This window comes from Herbiconiux sp. SALV-R1 (genome assembly GCF_013113715.1).
In the GTDB taxonomy this organism is placed as follows: Bacteria; Actinomycetota; Actinomycetes; order Actinomycetales; family Microbacteriaceae; genus Herbiconiux.
The window spans coordinates 206476-224056 of sequence record NZ_CP053344.1; the positions used below are offsets into that span (position 1 = coordinate 206476).

The window sequence follows — 17581 nt, forward strand, 5'->3', positions numbered from 1 at the left end:
GGGTACGACGATGCCCCCGGATGAGGGTCGCGCCGAGCCGAGCACCCCGAAACCGCCCCGACCCTCACCCCAGCGGCGCCACCTCCACCCGGTACAGCACGTCGTCCCCCGCCCGCGGGTCCCCCCGCCCATCCGTGTTGTTCGTCACGAGGTACAGCGTCGACCCCGGCCCCCGCGCCACGTCGCGGATGCGCCCCAGCTGCCCCGCGTAGTGCTCGTTCACCCGCCCGTCGAACTGGATGCTCCACAACCGCTCCCCGCCGAGCCCCGCCATGAACACGGTGTCGCCCACCACGGCGATGCCCGACGGGGAGGCGTCGTCGGTCGCCCACTGCTGCACGGGGTCGACGAACGCCGGGTCTCCGCCGATCCCCTCGACGACCGGCCACCCGTAGTTCGCGCCCGGGGTGATGACGTTCAGCTCGTCCCACGTGTTCTGTCCGAACTCCGCAGCCCACATCGTGCCGTCGGCGGCCCACCCGATGCCCTGGGGGTTCCGGTGCCCCAGCGAATACACCGGCGAGCCCGGGAACGGGTTGTCCGCGGGCACCGCCCCCTCGGGCGTCACCCGCAGGATCTTGCCGCCCAGCGAGTCGAGCGTCTGCGCGTTCGTGCCCGAGCTGGCGTCGCCCGCGGTGACGTAGAGCATGCCGTCGGGCCCGAACGCGATGCGCCCGCCGTTGTGGTTCGACGCTTTTGGCAGGCCGGTGAGCACGGGCTCGGGCGCTCCGAAGATGTGCGCGCCGGCCGTTCCGCCGAGTGCCATGCGCACCACCCGGTTGTCGGAGGCTGCGGTGTGCATCGCGTAGACCCAGTTCCCGGATGCTCCCTCCAGCACCGCGAGCCCCATCAGTCCGCCTTCTCCCGCGGCCTCCACCCCCTCCACGGTCGCCACGGGAACCGCTTGGTCGCCGACGATCTCGACGATCCGTGCGTCGTCGCGTTCGCTCACGAGCACCGAGCCGTCGGCGAGGGTGGCGATCGACCACGGGGCGGGAAGGTTCGAGGCGATCGGGGTCGGGTCGCCCGAGGGCACGAGGGGCCCGAGGTCCTCAGCGGCGGCGGGCGCCGGCGTCGAGGTCGGCGCGGGGGAGGGGGTCGCGGTCATGGACGGAGTCGGCCTGGCGGCGGTCGGTGTCGCCGTGGACCGCGCGGTCGTGTCGTCGCCCGCCGCGCATCCGGCCAGGAGCGTCGCCGACAGTGCCGCTGCCGCGACCGACATCGTGCGCGTCGCCGTCTTCGTCAGTCGTGGTGCCGCCTGCATGTCCGCTCCCGTCCGTCGCCCCACGACCACCCTGCCCCCGGCCCGTGTGAACCGCCTCCGAGTGCACGACAGCTCGCCGCCCCCGCCTCCGCGCGACGCCACCCCGCCACCGCGCCACCGCGCAACGCGACGGCACCCCCGCGAGCGCTCGCCGCCGCACCCGCCCCCCACTACGCAACGCAGCCCCCGGGCGACGCGCAGCGAGCCCCGCCCTACTCCGCAGCCCGCCGATCCACCGCGAACACGCTCCGCGCCGGTGCCGGCGACCTGGTCGCCGTCTGATCCGTCGCCACCGCCGCCCCCGCGATGAAGTTCTCGAGCTCCCGCCCCGTCACGAGCTTGGCCGCCACCGGATCGCCCGCCAGCAGCCGCGGCATCGTCTCGAACGGCAGCTCACTCGCCGAGGCGAACGCCACCACGTTCCCGAACCGCTTCGCCTTCAGCATCTGCGGATCGGCCGCCACCGCCACCGCCGGGAACACGTGCGCGAGCGTCGCCGCCTGACTCCGCGCGAAGGCGAGCCCGGCGCCGTCGGCGATGTTCACGGCGACCACCCCTCGCGGCGCCAGCACCCCGGCGACCGCCCGGTAGAACTCCGCGCTGGTGACGTGCGCGGGCGTGCGCGCTCCGGCGAACACGTCGACGACGACGAGATCGACCGCCCCGAGTATGCCGGTGGGCAGCTTCTCGAGCACCTCTCGCGCATCCCCGTGCCGCACCCTGATCGAAGCGCTCCGCGGCAGCGGCAGCTCCCGGCGCACGAACTCCACCAGCCCGCTGTCGATCTCCACGACCTGCTGCCGCGACCCGGGCCGGGTCGCCTCGACGTAGCGGGGCAGCGTGAACGCGCCGCCGCCGAGGTGCACCGCCGTGATGGCCTCGCCAGCGGGCGCGAGCAGGTCGATGCCGTGCCCGATGCGCCTGACGTACTCGAACGAGAGGTAGCTCGGGTCGTCGAGGTCGACGTGCGACTGCGGCGTGCCGTCGACGATGAGCACATGTGACCCGGGCCGGAAGCGATCGGGCTCGATGGTGGCGAGCATTCCGTCGCTCAACCGGGCCGACGGATGCTCGATCCGCATCCCTCGTCTGTCGCGTTCGCGTGCCATCAGCGCGTTATACCTGGAAATTCCGAACTGGTCAAGATTTGGACTGGACAGGCGTGTCGGAAGCACCTATAGTTGTTCTTTGCGCTCCCAGAACAACTATGCCTTCATATTGCGGTCGGCATCTGCGCCCGGGGTTTCTCACCCTACCGCGCAGCAACACTCTAGAACCATATTGCGGGTTCGGACACATCTGCGGAGTTCTCGACACAACGACCGTAAGTAACGCAAGGCCCGACGGGGCCCACGGAGGTTATTTCCTTGGCTGCTGCGCGCAACGCAACCACCACTTCACCCAAGAACGGTCGGGCCCACTCCCGGCTCTCGTTCGCCAAGATCACCGACACGCTGACCGTTCCCGATCTGCTCGCCCTGCAGACCGAGAGCTTCGACTGGCTGGTCGGAAACGACGTGTGGAAGGCACGCGTCGCAGAAGCACAGGCCGCCGGCCGTCAAGACCTGCCGGGTCGCTCCGGTCTCGATGAGATCTTCGAAGAGATCTCGCCCATCGAAGACCTCGGCGAGACCATGCAGCTGAGCTTCACGAGCCCGTTCCTCGAGCCCGAGAAGTACACCATCGACGAGTGCAAGGAGCGCGGCAAGACCTACGCGGCCCCTCTCTACGTCGAGGCCGAGTTCATGAACCACCAGACCGGTGAGATCAAGACCCAGACGGTCTTCATGGGCGACTTCCCGCTCATGACCGAGAAGGGCACGTTCATCATCAACGGCACCGAGCGTGTCGTGGTGTCGCAGCTCGTGCGTTCCCCCGGTGTGTACTTCGAGCGCACCCCCGAGAAGACCAGCGACAAAGACATCTACTCCGCTCGTGTCATCCCGAGCCGTGGTGCCTGGCTCGAGTTCGAGATCGACAAGCGCGACCAGGTCGGCGTGCGCATCGACCGCAAGCGCAAGCAGTCGGTGACCGTCTTCCTCAAGGCCCTCGGCCTCACCTCCGAGGAGATCCTCGAGGAGTTCAAGGGCTACGCCTCCATCGAGGCCACCCTCGAGAAGGACTCGATCCTCACCAAGGAAGAGGCGCTGAAGGACATCTACCGCAAGCTCCGTCCGGGCGAGCAGGTGGCTGCCGAGGCCGCGCGTGCGCTCCTCGACAACTTCTACTTCAACCCCAAGCGCTACGACCTGGCGAAGGTGGGTCGTTACAAGATCAACCGCAAGCTCGGCATCGACGCTCCGCTCGGCGACTCCGTGCTCACCACGCAGGACATCATCGCCACCATCAAGTACCTGGTGGCGCTGCACGACAACCAGACCACGCTGAACGGCGTGCGCGACGGCAAGCCGGTCGAGATCCGTCTCGACGTCGACGACATCGACCACTTCGGCAACCGCCGCATCCGTGCCGTCGGTGAGCTCATCCAGAACCAGGTGCGCACCGGTCTGTCCCGCATGGAGCGCGTCGTCCGCGAGCGCATGACCACGCAGGACATCGAGGCCATCACCCCGCAGACCCTGATCAACGTGCGCCCCGTCGTCGCCGCGATCAAGGAGTTCTTCGGAACGAGCCAGCTGTCGCAGTTCATGGACCAGAACAACCCGCTCGCGGGCCTGACCCACAAGCGGCGCCTCAGCGCCCTGGGCCCCGGTGGTCTGAGCCGTGAGCGCGCCGGTGTCGAGGTGCGCGACGTGCACCCGAGCCACTACGGCCGCATGTGCCCGATCGAGACCCCGGAAGGCCCGAACATCGGCCTCATCGGCTCGCTCGCGTCGTTCGCGCGCATCAACTCGTTCGGTTTCATCGAGACCCCCTACCGTCGCGTCGTCGACGGCAAGGTCACCGAGAACATCGATTACCTCACCGCGTCGGAGGAGGACGAGTACATCGTCGCCCAGGCCAACGCGCCGCTGACCGCCGACTCGCACTTCGCCGAGCAGCGTGTTCTCGCCCGTAAGAAGGGTGGAGAGGTCGACCTGTTCCCGGCCGAAGACATCGGCTACATGGATGTCTCGCCGCGCCAGATGGTCTCCGTCGCGACGAGCCTCATCCCCTTCCTCGAGCACGACGACGCCAACCGCGCGCTCATGGGCGCGAACATGCAGCGCCAGGCCGTGCCGCTGCTGCGCTCGGAGTCGCCTCTTGTGGGTACCGGTATGGAGGGCTTCGCGGCCATCGACGCCGGTGACGTGGTCACCGCGAACGGCGCCGGCGTGGTGCAGGAGGTCTCGGCCGACTCGGTGAGCGTGCTGCTCGACGAGGGTGGCGTGGAGACCTACTACCTGCGCAAGTTCGACCGCTCGAACCAGGGCACCTCGTACAACAACCGTGTCATCGTCTCCGAGGGTGAGCGCATCGAGTCGGGTCAGGTCATCGCCGATGGCCCCGCCACCGAGAACGGCGAGCTCGCGCTCGGCAAGAACCTCCTCGTGGCGTTCATGCCGTGGGAGGGTCACAACTTCGAAGACGCGATCATCCTGAGCCAGAACCTGGTGAAGGACGACGTGCTCTCGAGCATCCACATCGAAGAGTACGAAGTGGATGCGCGTGACACGAAGCTCGGCAAGGAGGAGATCACCCGTGACCTCCCCAACGTGAGCCCCGAGCTCCTGGCCGACCTCGACGAGCGCGGCATCATCCGCATCGGTGCCGAGGTGCGCCCCGGCGACATCCTCGTCGGCAAGGTCACGCCGAAGGGTGAGACCGAGCTCTCCGCCGAGGAGCGTCTGCTCCGCGCGATCTTCAACGAGAAGAGCCGCGAGGTGCGCGACACCAGCCTCAAGGTGCCTCACGGTGAAGAGGGAACCATCATCGCCGTCAAGGAGTTCTCGGCCGAGAACGACGACGAGCTGGGTTCCGGCGTCAACCAGCGCGTGGTGGTCTACATCGCTCAGAAGCGCAAGATCACCGCGGGTGACAAGCTCGCCGGCCGTCACGGCAACAAGGGCGTCATCTCGAAGATCCTCCCGGTCGAGGACATGCCGTTCCTCGCCGACGGAACTCCGGTCGACATCGTCCTGAACCCGATGGGCATCCCGGGCCGCATGAACTTCGGCCAGGTACTGGAGACCCACCTCGGTTGGATCGCCAAGCAGGGCTGGGAGGTCGACGGCAAGCCGAAGTGGGCGGCGAACCTGCCCGAGCAGGCGCGTTCGGCTGCTCCCGGCACGAAGGTCGCCACCCCGGTGTTCGACGGCGCCTCGGAGGAGGAGATCGCGGGTCTGCTCGACTCGACCACCCTCACCCGCGACGGCGAGCGTCTCATCGGTTCCTCCGGCAAGACCCAGCTGTTCGACGGCCGCTCCGGTGAGCCCTACCCCGACCCCGTGTCGGTGGGCTACATGTACATCCTGAAGCTGCACCACCTGGTCGACGACAAGATCCACGCGCGTTCGACCGGCCCGTACTCGATGATCACCCAGCAGCCGCTCGGTGGTAAGGCGCAGTTCGGTGGCCAGCGCTTCGGTGAGATGGAGGTGTGGGCCCTCGAGGCCTACGGCGCCGCGTACGCCCTGCAGGAGCTGCTCACCATCAAGTCCGACGACATCCTCGGCCGCGTGAAGGTGTACGAGGCGATCGTCAAGGGCGAGAACATCCAGGAGCCGGGCATTCCCGAGAGCTTCAAGGTGCTCATCAAGGAGATGCAGTCGCTCTGCCTGAACGTCGAGGTGCTCTCGGCCGACGGCACCGCTGTGAGCCTCCGCGACACGGACGACGAGGTCTTCCGTGCCGCAGAAGAGCTCGGCATCAACATCTCCAGCCGCTTCGAGTCGTCGTCGATCGACGACATCTGAGCCGGCAACCACTAGAAGACTTTTTCCAGGAGAGAAGGAAAATTGCTCGACGTAACAACTTTTGATGAGCTGCGGATCGGTCTCGCGACGGCAGACGACATCCGCAAGTGGTCGCACGGTGAGGTCAAGAAGCCCGAGACCATCAACTACCGCACGCTGAAGCCCGAGAAGGACGGCCTCTTCGGAGAGCAGATCTTCGGGCCGAGCCGTGACTGGGAGTGTTCCTGCGGCAAGTACAAGCGCGTGCGCTTCAAGGGCATCGTCTGCGAGCGCTGCGGTGTCGAGGTCACGAAGTCGTCGGTGCGCCGTGAGCGCATGGGCCACATCGAGCTCGCCGCTCCGGTCACGCACATCTGGTACTTCAAGGGTGTGCCGAGCCGCCTCGGCTACCTGCTCGACATGGCGCCGAAAGACCTCGAGAAGGTCATCTACTTCGCCGCGTACATGATCATCTCGGTCGACGAAGACGGCCGTCACGAAGACATGCCCGGCCTTGAGAACGAGCTGCGGCTCGAGATCAAGACCCTGGCAGACCAGCGTGACGCCCGCATCGCCGACCGCCTGGGCCGGCTCGAGGCCGACCTGGCCGAGCTCGAGGCCGAGGGTGCCAAGGCCGACCAGAAGCGCCGCACGAAGGATGGCGCCGAGAAGGAGATGTCGCAGACCCGCAAGGCCTACGACGAGCAGATCTCCCAGCTCGAGCGCGTCTGGGAGGACTTCCGCAACCTCAAGGTGGGTGAGCTGAAGCCCGAAGACGCCATCTTCCACGAGCTGCAGGACCGCTACGGCATGTACTTCGAGGCCTACATGGGCGCGGAGGCCATCAAGAAGCGTCTCGAGGCGTTCGACCTCGAGGCCGAGTCGGAGACCCTGCACCTGCAGATCGCCGAGGGCAAGGGTCAGAAGAAGATCCGCGCCATCAAGCGTCTGCGCGTGGTGAACTCCTTCCTGCAGACCGGCAACTCGCCGGCCGCGATGGTGCTCGACGTCGTTCCGGTCATCCCGCCGGAGCTGCGCCCGATGGTGCAGCTCGACGGTGGCCGCTTCGCGACCAGTGACCTCAACGACCTCTACCGTCGTGTGATCAACCGCAACAACCGTCTCCGTCGACTGCTCGACCTCGGTGCTCCCGAGATCATCGTCAACAACGAGAAGCGGATGCTGCAGGAAGCCGTCGACGCCCTGTTCGACAACGGCCGCCGTGGTCGCCCCGTCACGGGTACCGGCAACCGCGCCCTGAAGTCCCTGAGCGACATGCTCAAGGGAAAGCAGGGTCGCTTCCGCCAGAACCTGCTCGGCAAGCGCGTCGACTACTCGGGCCGTTCGGTCATCATCGTCGGTCCGCAGCTGAAGCTGCACCAGTGCGGTCTGCCCAAGCAGATGGCGCTGGAGCTGTTCAAGCCGTTCGTCATCAAGCGCCTGATCGACCTGAGCCACGCTCAGAACATCAAGGCCGCGAAGCGCATGGTGGAGCGCAGCCGTCCGCAGGTGTGGGACGTGCTCGAGGAGATCATCCGCGAGCGCCCCGTGCTGCTGAACCGTGCACCGACGCTCCACCGTCTCGGCATCCAGGCCTTCGAGCCTCAGCTCGTGGAGGGCAAGGCGATCCAGCTGCACCCGCTCGTCTGCGCGGCGTTCAACGCCGACTTCGACGGTGACCAGATGGCCGTGCACCTCCCGCTGTCGGTGGAGGCCCAGGCCGAGGCGCGCATCCTGATGCTCGCGTCGAACAACATCCTGAAGCCGTCCGACGGCCGCCCGGTGACCCTGCCGACGCAGGACATGATCATCGGTCTGCACCACCTCACCACGGTGAAGGAGGGTGCGACCGGCGAGGGCCGTGCGTTCTCGACGGTGTCGGAGGCCATCCTGGCGAAGGACCAGGGCACCCTCGACCTGAACGCCTGGGTCAAGATCCGCATGTCCGACGTGCACTTCGCCGAGGGCGACGCCCCCGAGGGCTACGAGGGCGGTCCCGTCCTGGTGGAGACCACCCTCGGTCGCGCGCTCTTCAACGAGGCGCTCCCGGAGGACTACCCCTTCGTGCAGCAGGTGGCCGACAAGGGCACCATCTCGGCGATCGTCAACGACCTCGCCGAGCGCTACCCGAAGGTGGAGGTCGCCGCCTCGCTCGACCGCATCAAGGACGCCGGCTTCTACTGGGCCACCCGCTCGGGTGTCACCGTGGCGCTCAGCGACATCCTCACGCCTCCCACGAAGCGCGAGATCGTCGCCGGCTACGAGAAGCAGGCCGCCAAGGTGCAGGCGCAGTTCGAGAAGGGTCTGACGACCGACCTCGAGCGTCGCCAGGAGCTCATCCAGATCTGGACGAAGGCCACCGACGAGGTCGCCGCAGCCATGCGCGCGAACTTCCCGGTCGACAACACGATCAACCGCATGGTCACCTCGGGTGCACGTGGTAACTGGCTGCAGGTGCGCAACATCGCCGGTATGCGAGGCCTCGTGAACAACCCGAAGGGTGAGATCATCCCCCGTCCGATCATCTCCTCGTACCGCGAGGGATTGTCGGTGGCGGAGTACTTCATCGCGACCCACGGTGCTCGTAAGGGCCTCGCCGACACGGCTCTCCGTACGGCCGACTCCGGTTACCTCACGCGTCGTCTCGTCGACGTCTCGCAGGATGTCATCATCCGCGAGACCGACTGCGGCACCTCGCGTGGTCTCGACCTGCCGATCGCCCTCGAGGGCGCCGACGGCGTCTGGACCCGCGACGACAACGTCGAGAACTCGGTGTACGCCCGGTCGCTGGCTGCGGATGCGGTCAACGAGCAGGGCGAGGTCGTCGCCGAAGCCGGTGACGACGTGGGCGACGTGCTGATCGACAAGCTGGTGGCCGCGGGTGTCCGCACCATCAAGGTGCGCTCCGTGCTCACCTGCGAGTCGGCTGTCGGCGTCTGCGCGACCTGCTACGGCCGGTCGCTGGCCACCGGAAACCTCGTGGACATCGGAGAGGCCGTCGGCATCATCGCGGCCCAGTCGATCGGAGAGCCCGGAACCCAGCTCACGATGCGCACCTTCCACACGGGTGGCTCGGCCTCGGCCGACGACATCACGCAGGGTCTTCCCCGCGTGCAGGAGCTCTTCGAGGCCCGTACCCCGAAGGGTGCGTCGCCCATCGTCGAGGCCGCCGGTCGCGTCGTGATCGAAGACACCGACCGCAGCCGCAAGGTGATCCTCACGCCCGACAACGGCGACGAGCCGATCGCCTACCCGGTGCTGAAGCGTGCGACCCTCCTCGTCGAGGACGGGCAGCACGTCGAGCTCGGTCAGCAGCTCATCGTCGGCGCCGTCGACCCGAAGGAGGTCCTCCGGGTCAAGGGCGTGCGCGAGGTGCAGAAGCACCTCGTGGGCGGTGTGCAGGGCGTCTACCGTTCGCAGGGTGTGCCGATCCACGACAAGCACATCGAGGTCATCGTGCGCCAGATGCTGCGCAAGGTCACCGTCGTCGAGCACGGCGACACCGACCTGCTGCCCGGTGAGCTCGTCGACCGGTCGCGCTACACCGAGGTCAACCGCGCCGCCCTCTCCGAGGGCAAGCGGCCCGCCTCGGCCCGTCAGGAGGTCATGGGTATCACCAAGGCGTCCCTCGCGACCGAGTCGTGGCTGTCGGCCGCGTCGTTCCAGGAGACCACGCGTGTTCTCACGCAGGCCGCCATGGAGGGCAAGTCCGACCCGCTGGTGGGCCTGAAGGAGAACGTGATCATCGGAAAGCTGATCCCGGCCGGTACCGGTCTCCAGAAGTACCGCAACGTCACCGTCGAGGCGACCGAAGAGGCCAAGGCCGAGCGCTACCCGAACCGCATCTTCACAGATGACTCGGTGTTCTCGGAGGCCGACCTCTCGTTCGTCGACTTCGACAGCTTCTCGAGCGACGACTACACCCCGGGCACCTACAACTAGGAGGCAGCCGTCACGTCGGAGGGCGTCTCACCGCACGGTGGGGCGCCCTTCGCCGTTCCGTGCGGAAGAGGCGTGCGGCGCGCATCCCCGCGCCGGGGGAGCGCGATTGTAGAGTTCTGGGCATGAGCAGCGATGAGCGTCACGGCGACAAGCCGGAATTCCCGATGCGCGACGTCCCCGCCGAGAACTCGGCACAACCGGATGCGCAGCCCTCGGCCGGTCAGACGCCCCCGCTTCCCGCCATGCCGGCGTGGCAGGCACCCGGTGCGGAGCCCGTGGTCGACCGGCCGGCGGAACCTGCCTCCGAGCATCCGGTCGCGGCCTCCCAGCCCGACGCGAAGCCCGCAGACGAGCCGCTGACTCCCGAGGCGACGACCCGGCCACCACTTGGCGGTCCCTACGTGGTGAACGAGACGGGTGCCCCGATCGCCGAGCAGGCTGTCGTCGCCTACGACCGCGAGCCCCAGGGTGGCCCCTACGTCACCTCCTCCGAGCCCGCGCCCCAGGAGGAGCGCGCCACGCCGTACCCGGCAGCCGCTTACGCCACGACGTCGGCCCCCGCCGCCGCGGCCTCGACCCCCGCCGCCGCCCCCGTCGGCGAGCTGCCCTACTCGCAGTACCAGCCCGTTCCGCAGCAGCCGGCGGCGCCGACCCCTCCGGCGCCCAAGGGCAACCGGGGTGGTGGCACGCTCATCGCCCTGCTCGGCACCGTCGCGTTCGCTGCCGTGTACGCCGCCGTGTCGTTCCTCGTCATCTCGGCGAACCTGGCGGGTGTGGCAGCGGTGACCGCGTTCGCGCAGTTCCTGCTGAGCGCCGCCTTCATCGTGCCGGTGATCGTGTTCGCCGTGTCGCTCATCCTCATCGTCCTGATCGTCAACCGGGCTGGCTGGTGGGCGTACGTGCTGGGCGGCTTCCTGGTCGCGGTGCTGGTCTACGTCGCGGGCATCGCGGGTGCGCTCATCCACGTCAACGCCTGGAACCTGCAGCCCCAGGAGCAGTACGACTTCGTGCGCTCCCTCACCATGGACCCGCTCACCCTGGCCGGCGCCATCGTCGCCCGTGAGGTCTCCATCTGGACGGGCGCGTGGATCGCCTCCCGCGGCCGCAAGGTGAAGCAGCGCAACCTCGCGGCGCGCGAGGAGTTCGAGCGCGAGCAGAACGAGCGCGTGGCGCAGCCCACCGGCGCGACGCCGAGCTGGTAGGGCGCCATTTGACCCGAGGGGGATCGGGAGCTATCATTTTCCGGGTGTGTGCATACTTGCATGCCCAGATTTAGAGCGAAGCAGAACGCAAGTTCCCACTGCTCCACCAACCAGCGATACCAGAGCCATTTTGTACCGCCGGTGGGTCCAGACGCACCCGACACGCCATCCGGCGTCACGCGGAGCGTTGAACGAACGGGTTGCGGATGTCCGGACTCGAAGACACTGAGCGTTACAGAATACAAGGAGTAAGTAGTGCCAACCATTCAGCAGTTGGTCCGTAAGGGTCGCACCCCGAAGGTCACCAAGACCAAGGCGCCCGCCCTCAAGGCCAACCCCCAGCAGCGCGGCGTGTGCACCCGTGTGTACACCACCACCCCCAAGAAGCCGAACTCGGCTCTCCGCAAGGTCGCCCGTGTGAAGCTGTCGAACGGCACCGAGGTCACCGCTTACATCCCCGGCGAGGGCCACAACCTGCAGGAGCACTCGATGGTGCTCGTGCGCGGCGGTCGTGTGAAAGACCTCCCCGGTGTGCGTTACAAGATCATCCGCGGCGCGCTCGACACGCAGGCCGTGAAGAACCGCAAGCAGGCTCGCAGCCGTTACGGCGCGAAGATGGAGAAGAAGTAATGCCTCGCAAGGGTCCCGCCCCGAAGCGTCCCGTTGTCGCCGACCCGGTCTACGGCGCCCCGATCGTCAGCCAGCTGGTCAACAAGATCCTGCTCGACGGCAAGAAGGCCACCGCTGAGCGCATCGTCTACGACGCGCTCGAGGGTGTCGCCGCCAAGAACAGCCAGGATGCAGTCGTCACCCTGAAGAAGGCCCTCGACAACGTGCGCCCCACCCTCGAGGTGCGCAGCCGCCGTGTCGGTGGCTCGACCTACCAGGTGCCGATCGAGGTCAAGCCTCACCGCGCGAACACCCTCGCGCTCCGCTGGCTCACCACCTACGCGAAGGCCCGCCGCGAGAAGACCATGACCGAGCGTCTCACCAACGAGATCCTCGACGCCTCGAACGGCCTGGGTGCCGCGGTCAAGCGCCGCGAAGACACCCACAAGATGGCCGAGTCGAACAAGGCCTTCGCGCACTACCGCTGGTAAACCCCGCGCCCTCTCTTTCCCGCTCTCACCTATCGGAGGCAATCCGTGGCACAGGACGTGCTCACCGACCTGAACAAGGTCCGCAACATCGGCATCATGGCTCACATCGATGCCGGCAAGACCACCACCACCGAGCGCATCCTGTTCTACACGGGCATCACCCACAAGATTGGTGAGGTCCACGACGGCGCTGCGACGATGGACTGGATGGCGCAGGAGCAGGAGCGTGGCATCACGATCACCTCTGCTGCGACCACCTGTTTCTGGAACAAGAACCAGATCAACATCATCGACACCCCCGGTCACGTCGACTTCACCGTCGAGGTGGAGCGCTCGCTGCGCGTGCTCGACGGTGCTGTCGCGGTGTTCGACGGCAAGGAGGGCGTGGAGCCCCAGTCGGAGACCGTGTGGCGTCAGGCCGACAAGTACAACGTGCCGCGCATCTGCTTCGTCAACAAGATGGACAAGCTCGGCGCCGACTTCTACTTCACGGTCGACACCATCATCAACCGCCTCGGCGCCAAGCCCCTGGTGATCCAGCTCCCGATCGGTGCGGAGTCCTCCTTCGAGGGCGTCGTCGACCTGGTCGAGATGCGCGCGCTCACCTGGCGCGGTGACGCCAAGGGTGACGTGCAGATGGGCGCGAAGTACGAGATCGAGGAGATCCCCGACGACCTCAAGGAGAAGGCCGAGGAGTACCGTCAGGTGCTGCTCGAGACCGTCGCCGAGTCGGACGACGTGCTGCTCGAGAAGTTCTTCGGCGGTGAGGAGCTCACGGTCGCCGAGATCAAGGGCGCCATCCGCAAGATGACGGTCAACTCCGAGCTCTACCCCGTGCTCTGCGGTTCCGCGTTCAAGAACCGCGGTGTGCAGCCCATGCTCGACGCGGTCGTCGACTACCTGCCGTCGCCGCTCGACGTGCCCGCCACCGAGGGCCACGACATCCGTGACGAAGAGATCATCATCGAGCGTCACCCCGACCCGAAAGACCCGTTCGCGGCTCTCGCGTTCAAGGTCGCGGTTCACCCCTTCTTCGGTCGTCTCACCTACGTGCGCGTCTACTCGGGTCAGCTCGAGTCGGGCGGCCAGGTGATGAACTCCACCAAGGGCAAGAAGGAGCGCATCGGCAAGATCTTCCAGATGCACTCCAACAAGGAGAACCCGGTCGACTCGGTGACCGCCGGTCACATCTACGCGGTCATCGGACTGAAGGACACCACCACCGGTGACACCCTTTCCGACCCCAACAACCAGGTCGTGCTCGAGTCGATGACCTTCCCGGAGCCCGTGATCGAGGTGGCCATCGAGCCGAAGACCAAGGCCGACCAGGAGAAGCTGGGTGTCGCCATCCAGAAGCTCGCCGAGGAAGACCCGACGTTCCGCACCGAGCAGAACCAGGAGACCGGTCAGACGGTCATCAAGGGCATGGGCGAGCTCCACCTCGACATCCTCGTCGACCGCATGAAGCGCGAGTTCAACGTCGAGGCCAACGTCGGCAAGCCTCAGGTGGCCTACCGCGAGACCATCCGCAAGACGGTCGAGCGTCACGACTACACCCACAAGAAGCAGACCGGTGGTTCCGGCCAATTCGCCAAGGTGCAGATCGCGATCGAGCCGCTCGAGGTCACCGCCGAGACCGTGTACGAGTTCGAGAACAAGGTCACCGGTGGCCGCGTTCCCCGCGAGTACATCCCCTCGGTCGACGCCGGTATCCAGGATGCTCTGCAGGTCGGCGTGCTCGCCGGCTACCCGATGGTGGGCGTCAAGGCGACCCTCATCGACGGTGCCTACCACGACGTCGACTCCTCGGAGATGGCGTTCAAGATCGCCGGCTCGATGGCCTTCAAGGAGGCTGCTCGCAAGGCCAGCCCCGTGCTGCTCGAGCCGCTCATGGCCGTCGAGGTGCGTACGCCCGAGGAGTACATGGGCGACGTCATCGGCGACCTCAACTCGCGCCGCGGCCAGATCCAGTCGATGGAGGACGCCTCCGGCGTCAAGGTCGTCCGTGCTCACGTCCCGCTCTCGGAGATGTTCGGTTACATCGGTGACCTGCGCTCCAAGACCTCGGGTCGTGCGGTGTACTCGATGACCTTCGAGAGCTACGCCGAGGTCCCGAAGGCTGTGGCCGACGAGATCATCCAGAAGAACAAGGGCGAGTAACTCCCGAGTTCTGCGGGCCTCGTAGGTTCGCGTAACATATCAACAACCCCCGCCTGATTCCGGACGCGATCCAGCGTCCGGATGACCGGCATGACAGTCCTGAGGAGGACCTAGTGGCTAAGGCCAAGTTCGAGCGGACCAAGCCGCACGTCAACATCGGAACCATCGGTCACGTCGACCACGGTAAGACCACTCTCACCGCGGCCATCTCGAAGGTTCTTGCAGACAAGTACCCGTCGGCGACCAACGTGCAGCGAGACTTCGCGTCGATCGACTCCGCTCCCGAGGAGCGCCAGCGCGGCATCACGATCAACATCTCGCACGTCGAGTACGAGACCCCCAAGCGTCACTACGCTCACGTCGACGCCCCGGGTCACGCCGACTACATCAAGAACATGATCACCGGTGCTGCTCAGATGGACGGCGCGATCCTCGTGGTCGCCGCCACCGACGGCCCGATGGCTCAGACCCGTGAGCACGTGCTGCTCGCGAAGCAGGTCGGCGTGCCGTACCTCCTGGTCGCGCTCAACAAGTCCGACATGGTCGACGACGAGGAGATCCTCGAGCTCGTCGAGCTCGAGGTGCGCGAGCTCCTCTCGAGCCAGAACTTCGATGGCGACGACGCCCCCGTCGTGCGCGTCTCGGGCCTCAAGGCTCTCGAGGGCGACGAGAAGTGGGTTCAGTCGATCGTCGAGCTGATGGACGCCGTCGACGAGTCGATCCCCGACCCGGTGCGCGATAAGGACAAGCCGTTCCTCATGCCGATCGAGGACGTCTTCACGATCACCGGTCGTGGAACCGTCGTCACCGGCCGCGCCGAGCGTGGCACGCTGCAGATCAACTCCGAGGTCGAGATCGTCGGCATCCGCCCGACGCAGAAGACCACCGTCACCGGTATCGAGATGTTCCACAAGCAGCTCGACGAGGCCTGGGCGGGCGAGAACTGTGGTCTGCTCCTCCGCGGCACCAAGCGCGAGGACGTGGAGCGCGGTCAGGTCGTCGTGAAGCCGGGTTCGGTCACGCCGCACACCGACTTCGAGGGCACCGCGTACATCCTGTCGAAGGACGAGGGTGGCCGCCACAACCCCTTCTACACGAACTACCGTCCGCAGTTCTACTTCCGTACCACCGACGTCACCGGCGTCATCACGCTGCCCGAGGGCACCGAGATGGTCATGCCCGGCGACACCACCGACATCACGGTCGCGCTGATCCAGCCGATCGCGATGGAGGAGGGCCTCGGCTTCGCCATCCGTGAGGGTGGCCGCACCGTGGGTGCCGGTACCGTCACCAAGATCATCAAGTAACACCGCTTCACCAGAAGGGCCGTGCCTCCGGGCGCGGCCCTTCTGCGTTGCCGGGGGAGCGGATGAGGTGTTGGCTGGGGCCATGGCTGGATTCGATGACATCACCCGCAAGGCCAAGGCTTTCCTCGAGGAGGAGAAGGTCAAGCAGGCCCTGAAGAGCGAGCAGGCCGAAGAGGTGAGCGACAAGCTCCTCGACGGTGTCGCCAACGCCGCGAAGAAGGTCACCGGCGGCAAGCACGACGACAAGATCGATCAGGCGCGGGCCAAGGCCGACGGCGCCGTCGGCAACGAGTAGTGGCGGTTCGCCGCTGGTAGGCTCGTGTCCCGTGTCAGATACCCCGCTCACGGTGCCGCATCCTCAGCAGAACGATTCGTCGTTCGCCGACATCTGGGATGAACTGAACTATCGGGGTCTCGTGCACGTGTCGACCGATGCCACCGCTCTTCACGAGGTTCTCGCCGGCCCGCCGATCACGTTCTACTGCGGGTTCGACCCGACCGCTGCGAGCCTGCACCTCGGCAACCTCGTGCAGATCCTGGTCATGCGCCGGCTCCAGCTCGCCGGCCACCGGCCGCTCGGCTTGGTGGGAGGATCGACCGGCCTCATCGGAGACCCGCGCCCGACCGCTGAGCGCACTCTCAACACCAGGGAGACGGTCGCCGAGTGGGTGGGTAATCTGCGCGCACAGATCGAGCGGTTCTTGAGCTTCGAGGGCGACAACGCCGCGCGCATGGTGAACAACCTCGATTGGACCGCGCCGCTCTCGGCGATCGACTTCCTCCGCGAGATAGGCAAGCACTTCCGCGTCGGCACGATGCTGAAGAAGGATGCGGTGTCGGCCCGGCTGAACTCCGAGGCGGGCATCAGCTACACCGAGTTCAGCTACCAGATCCTCCAGGGCATGGACTTCCTCGAGCTGTACCGCAGCTACGGATGCGTGCTGCAGACCGGGGGGAGCGACCAGTGGGGCAATCTCACCAGCGGCACCGATCTCATCCATCGCGCCGAGCAGGTGAGCGTGCATGCCATCGGCACTCCGCTCATCACGAATTCCGACGGCACCAAGTTCGGCAAGAGCGAGGGCAACGCCATCTGGCTCGACGCCGAGCTGACGAGCCCCTACGCGTTCTACCAGTTCTGGCTCAACACCGACGACGCCGACGTGATCGCCCGGCTCAAGATCTTCACCTTCCTCAGCCGCGCCGAGATCGAACGACTCGAGACCGCTGTGGCCGAGGCGCCCTTCCGTCGGGAGGCGCAGCGCACGCTGGCGTTCGAAGTGACGTCGCTCGTGCACGGGGTCGCGGCCACGGAAGCCGCCATCTCGGCTGCTGCTGCTCTCTTCGGTCAGGGGGAGCTCGCCGACCTCGACGCGGCGACCCTGGGTGCCGCGATCGGTGAGCTGCCGAACACCAGGGTGTCGACGGGAACGACCGTCATCGAGGCTCTGGTCTCGACGGGTCTCGTCGCATCGTCGAGCGAGGCGCGTCGCGCCATCGCCCAGGGCGGTGTGTACCTCAACAACGAGAAGGTGTCCGACGACACTGCCGACTTCACCGGAGCCGTCTTGGCGGGTGGTTTCGCCGTGCTGCGGCGCGGAAAGAAGACGCTGGCCGGTGTCGCCATCGAGGGGTAGGCTCCGCCGACACGCCCGGGATGCGCGGTGATTTGCGGGCCTGCGAAACATCCGCGTAATGTAGTCCCTCGTCACCCCACAGGTGCGGAAAAAGCGGAAGAGCTTGCCGGCCTCAAGTTGGAGACACACCCCCT

Annotated in this window: 11 protein-coding genes; 9 read left to right on the forward strand and 2 right to left on the reverse strand. The window is 66.7% G+C overall.

The window, feature by feature from the left end; all coding sequences use genetic code 11:
* Window positions 1–64 precede the first annotated feature (64 nt).
* Together HL652_RS01085 and HL652_RS01090 are read right to left on the reverse strand one after the other, a co-directional pair.
* Window positions 65–1264, reverse strand: coding sequence for a PQQ-dependent sugar dehydrogenase (locus HL652_RS01085; RefSeq protein ID WP_216603961.1), 1200 nt, complete (start codon window positions 1262–1264; stop codon window positions 65–67).
* 212 nt (window positions 1265–1476) lie between these two features.
* A complete protein-coding gene (locus tag HL652_RS01090) occupies window positions 1477–2373 on the reverse strand; it encodes a spermidine synthase (RefSeq protein WP_253743566.1) in 897 nt (298 codons plus the stop codon).
* Window positions 2374–2631: 258 nt separating this feature from the next.
* Here HL652_RS01090 and rpoB point away from each other — a divergent pair, with 258 nt between their 5' ends.
* The 9 genes from rpoB to tyrS all read left to right on the forward strand — a co-directional run bounded on the left by rpoB (window position 2632) and on the right by tyrS (window position 17447).
* On the forward strand, window positions 2632–6120 hold the full coding sequence (gene rpoB / locus HL652_RS01095) for a DNA-directed RNA polymerase subunit beta (protein ID WP_171703591.1): 3489 nt from the start codon (window positions 2632–2634) through the stop codon (window positions 6118–6120).
* A 42-nt stretch (window positions 6121–6162) separates the two neighbouring features.
* A complete protein-coding gene (rpoC, locus tag HL652_RS01100) occupies window positions 6163–10041 on the forward strand; it encodes a DNA-directed RNA polymerase subunit beta' (protein ID WP_171703592.1) in 3879 nt (1292 codons plus the stop codon).
* 122 nt (window positions 10042–10163) lie between these two features.
* Window positions 10164–11243: a hypothetical protein gene (locus HL652_RS01105; protein ID WP_171703593.1), complete on the forward strand. Its 1080-nt coding sequence runs from the start codon at window positions 10164–10166 to the stop codon at window positions 11241–11243.
* 255 nt (window positions 11244–11498) lie between these two features.
* Entirely contained in the window at window positions 11499–11873 is a 375-nt protein-coding gene (rpsL, locus tag HL652_RS01110) for a 30S ribosomal protein S12 (protein ID WP_056734914.1), read from the forward strand.
* Complete coding sequence (rpsG, locus tag HL652_RS01115; protein WP_171703594.1) at window positions 11873–12343, forward strand: 30S ribosomal protein S7; 471 nt, start codon at window positions 11873–11875, stop codon at window positions 12341–12343. The genes rpsL and rpsG overlap by 1 nt, the downstream gene beginning before the upstream one ends.
* Before the next feature lie 45 nt (window positions 12344–12388).
* Complete coding sequence (gene fusA, locus HL652_RS01120; RefSeq protein ID WP_171703595.1) at window positions 12389–14503, forward strand: elongation factor G; 2115 nt, start codon at window positions 12389–12391, stop codon at window positions 14501–14503.
* Between the two features lie 113 nt (window positions 14504–14616).
* Window positions 14617–15810, forward strand: coding sequence for an elongation factor Tu (tuf, locus tag HL652_RS01125; RefSeq protein ID WP_171703596.1), 1194 nt, complete (start codon window positions 14617–14619; stop codon window positions 15808–15810).
* A gap of 82 nt (window positions 15811–15892) precedes the next feature.
* A complete protein-coding gene (locus HL652_RS01130; RefSeq protein WP_171703598.1) occupies window positions 15893–16105 on the forward strand; it encodes an Rv0909 family putative TA system antitoxin in 213 nt (70 codons plus the stop codon).
* A gap of 31 nt (window positions 16106–16136) precedes the next feature.
* Window positions 16137–17447: a tyrosine--tRNA ligase gene (gene tyrS / locus HL652_RS01135; protein WP_171703599.1), complete on the forward strand. Its 1311-nt coding sequence runs from the start codon at window positions 16137–16139 to the stop codon at window positions 17445–17447.
* Window positions 17448–17581 lie beyond the last annotated feature (134 nt).

Excerpts from the sequence above, each read along its gene's own strand:
- HL652_RS01105 (WP_171703593.1), top strand. The coding sequence starts at position 10,164 with ATGAGCAGCGATGAGCGTCACGGCGACAAGCCGGAATTCCCGATGCGC.
- rpsG (WP_171703594.1), top strand. The coding sequence starts at position 11,873 with ATGCCTCGCAAGGGTCCCGCCCCGAAGCGTCCCGTTGTCGCCGACCCG.
- HL652_RS01090 (WP_253743566.1), bottom strand. The coding sequence starts at position 2,373 with ATGGCACGCGAACGCGACAGACGAGGGATGCGGATCGAGCATCCGTCG.
- HL652_RS01130 (WP_171703598.1), top strand. The coding sequence starts at position 15,893 with ATGGCTGGATTCGATGACATCACCCGCAAGGCCAAGGCTTTCCTCGAG.
- HL652_RS01085 (WP_216603961.1), bottom strand. The coding sequence starts at position 1,264 with ATGCAGGCGGCACCACGACTGACGAAGACGGCGACGCGCACGATGTCG.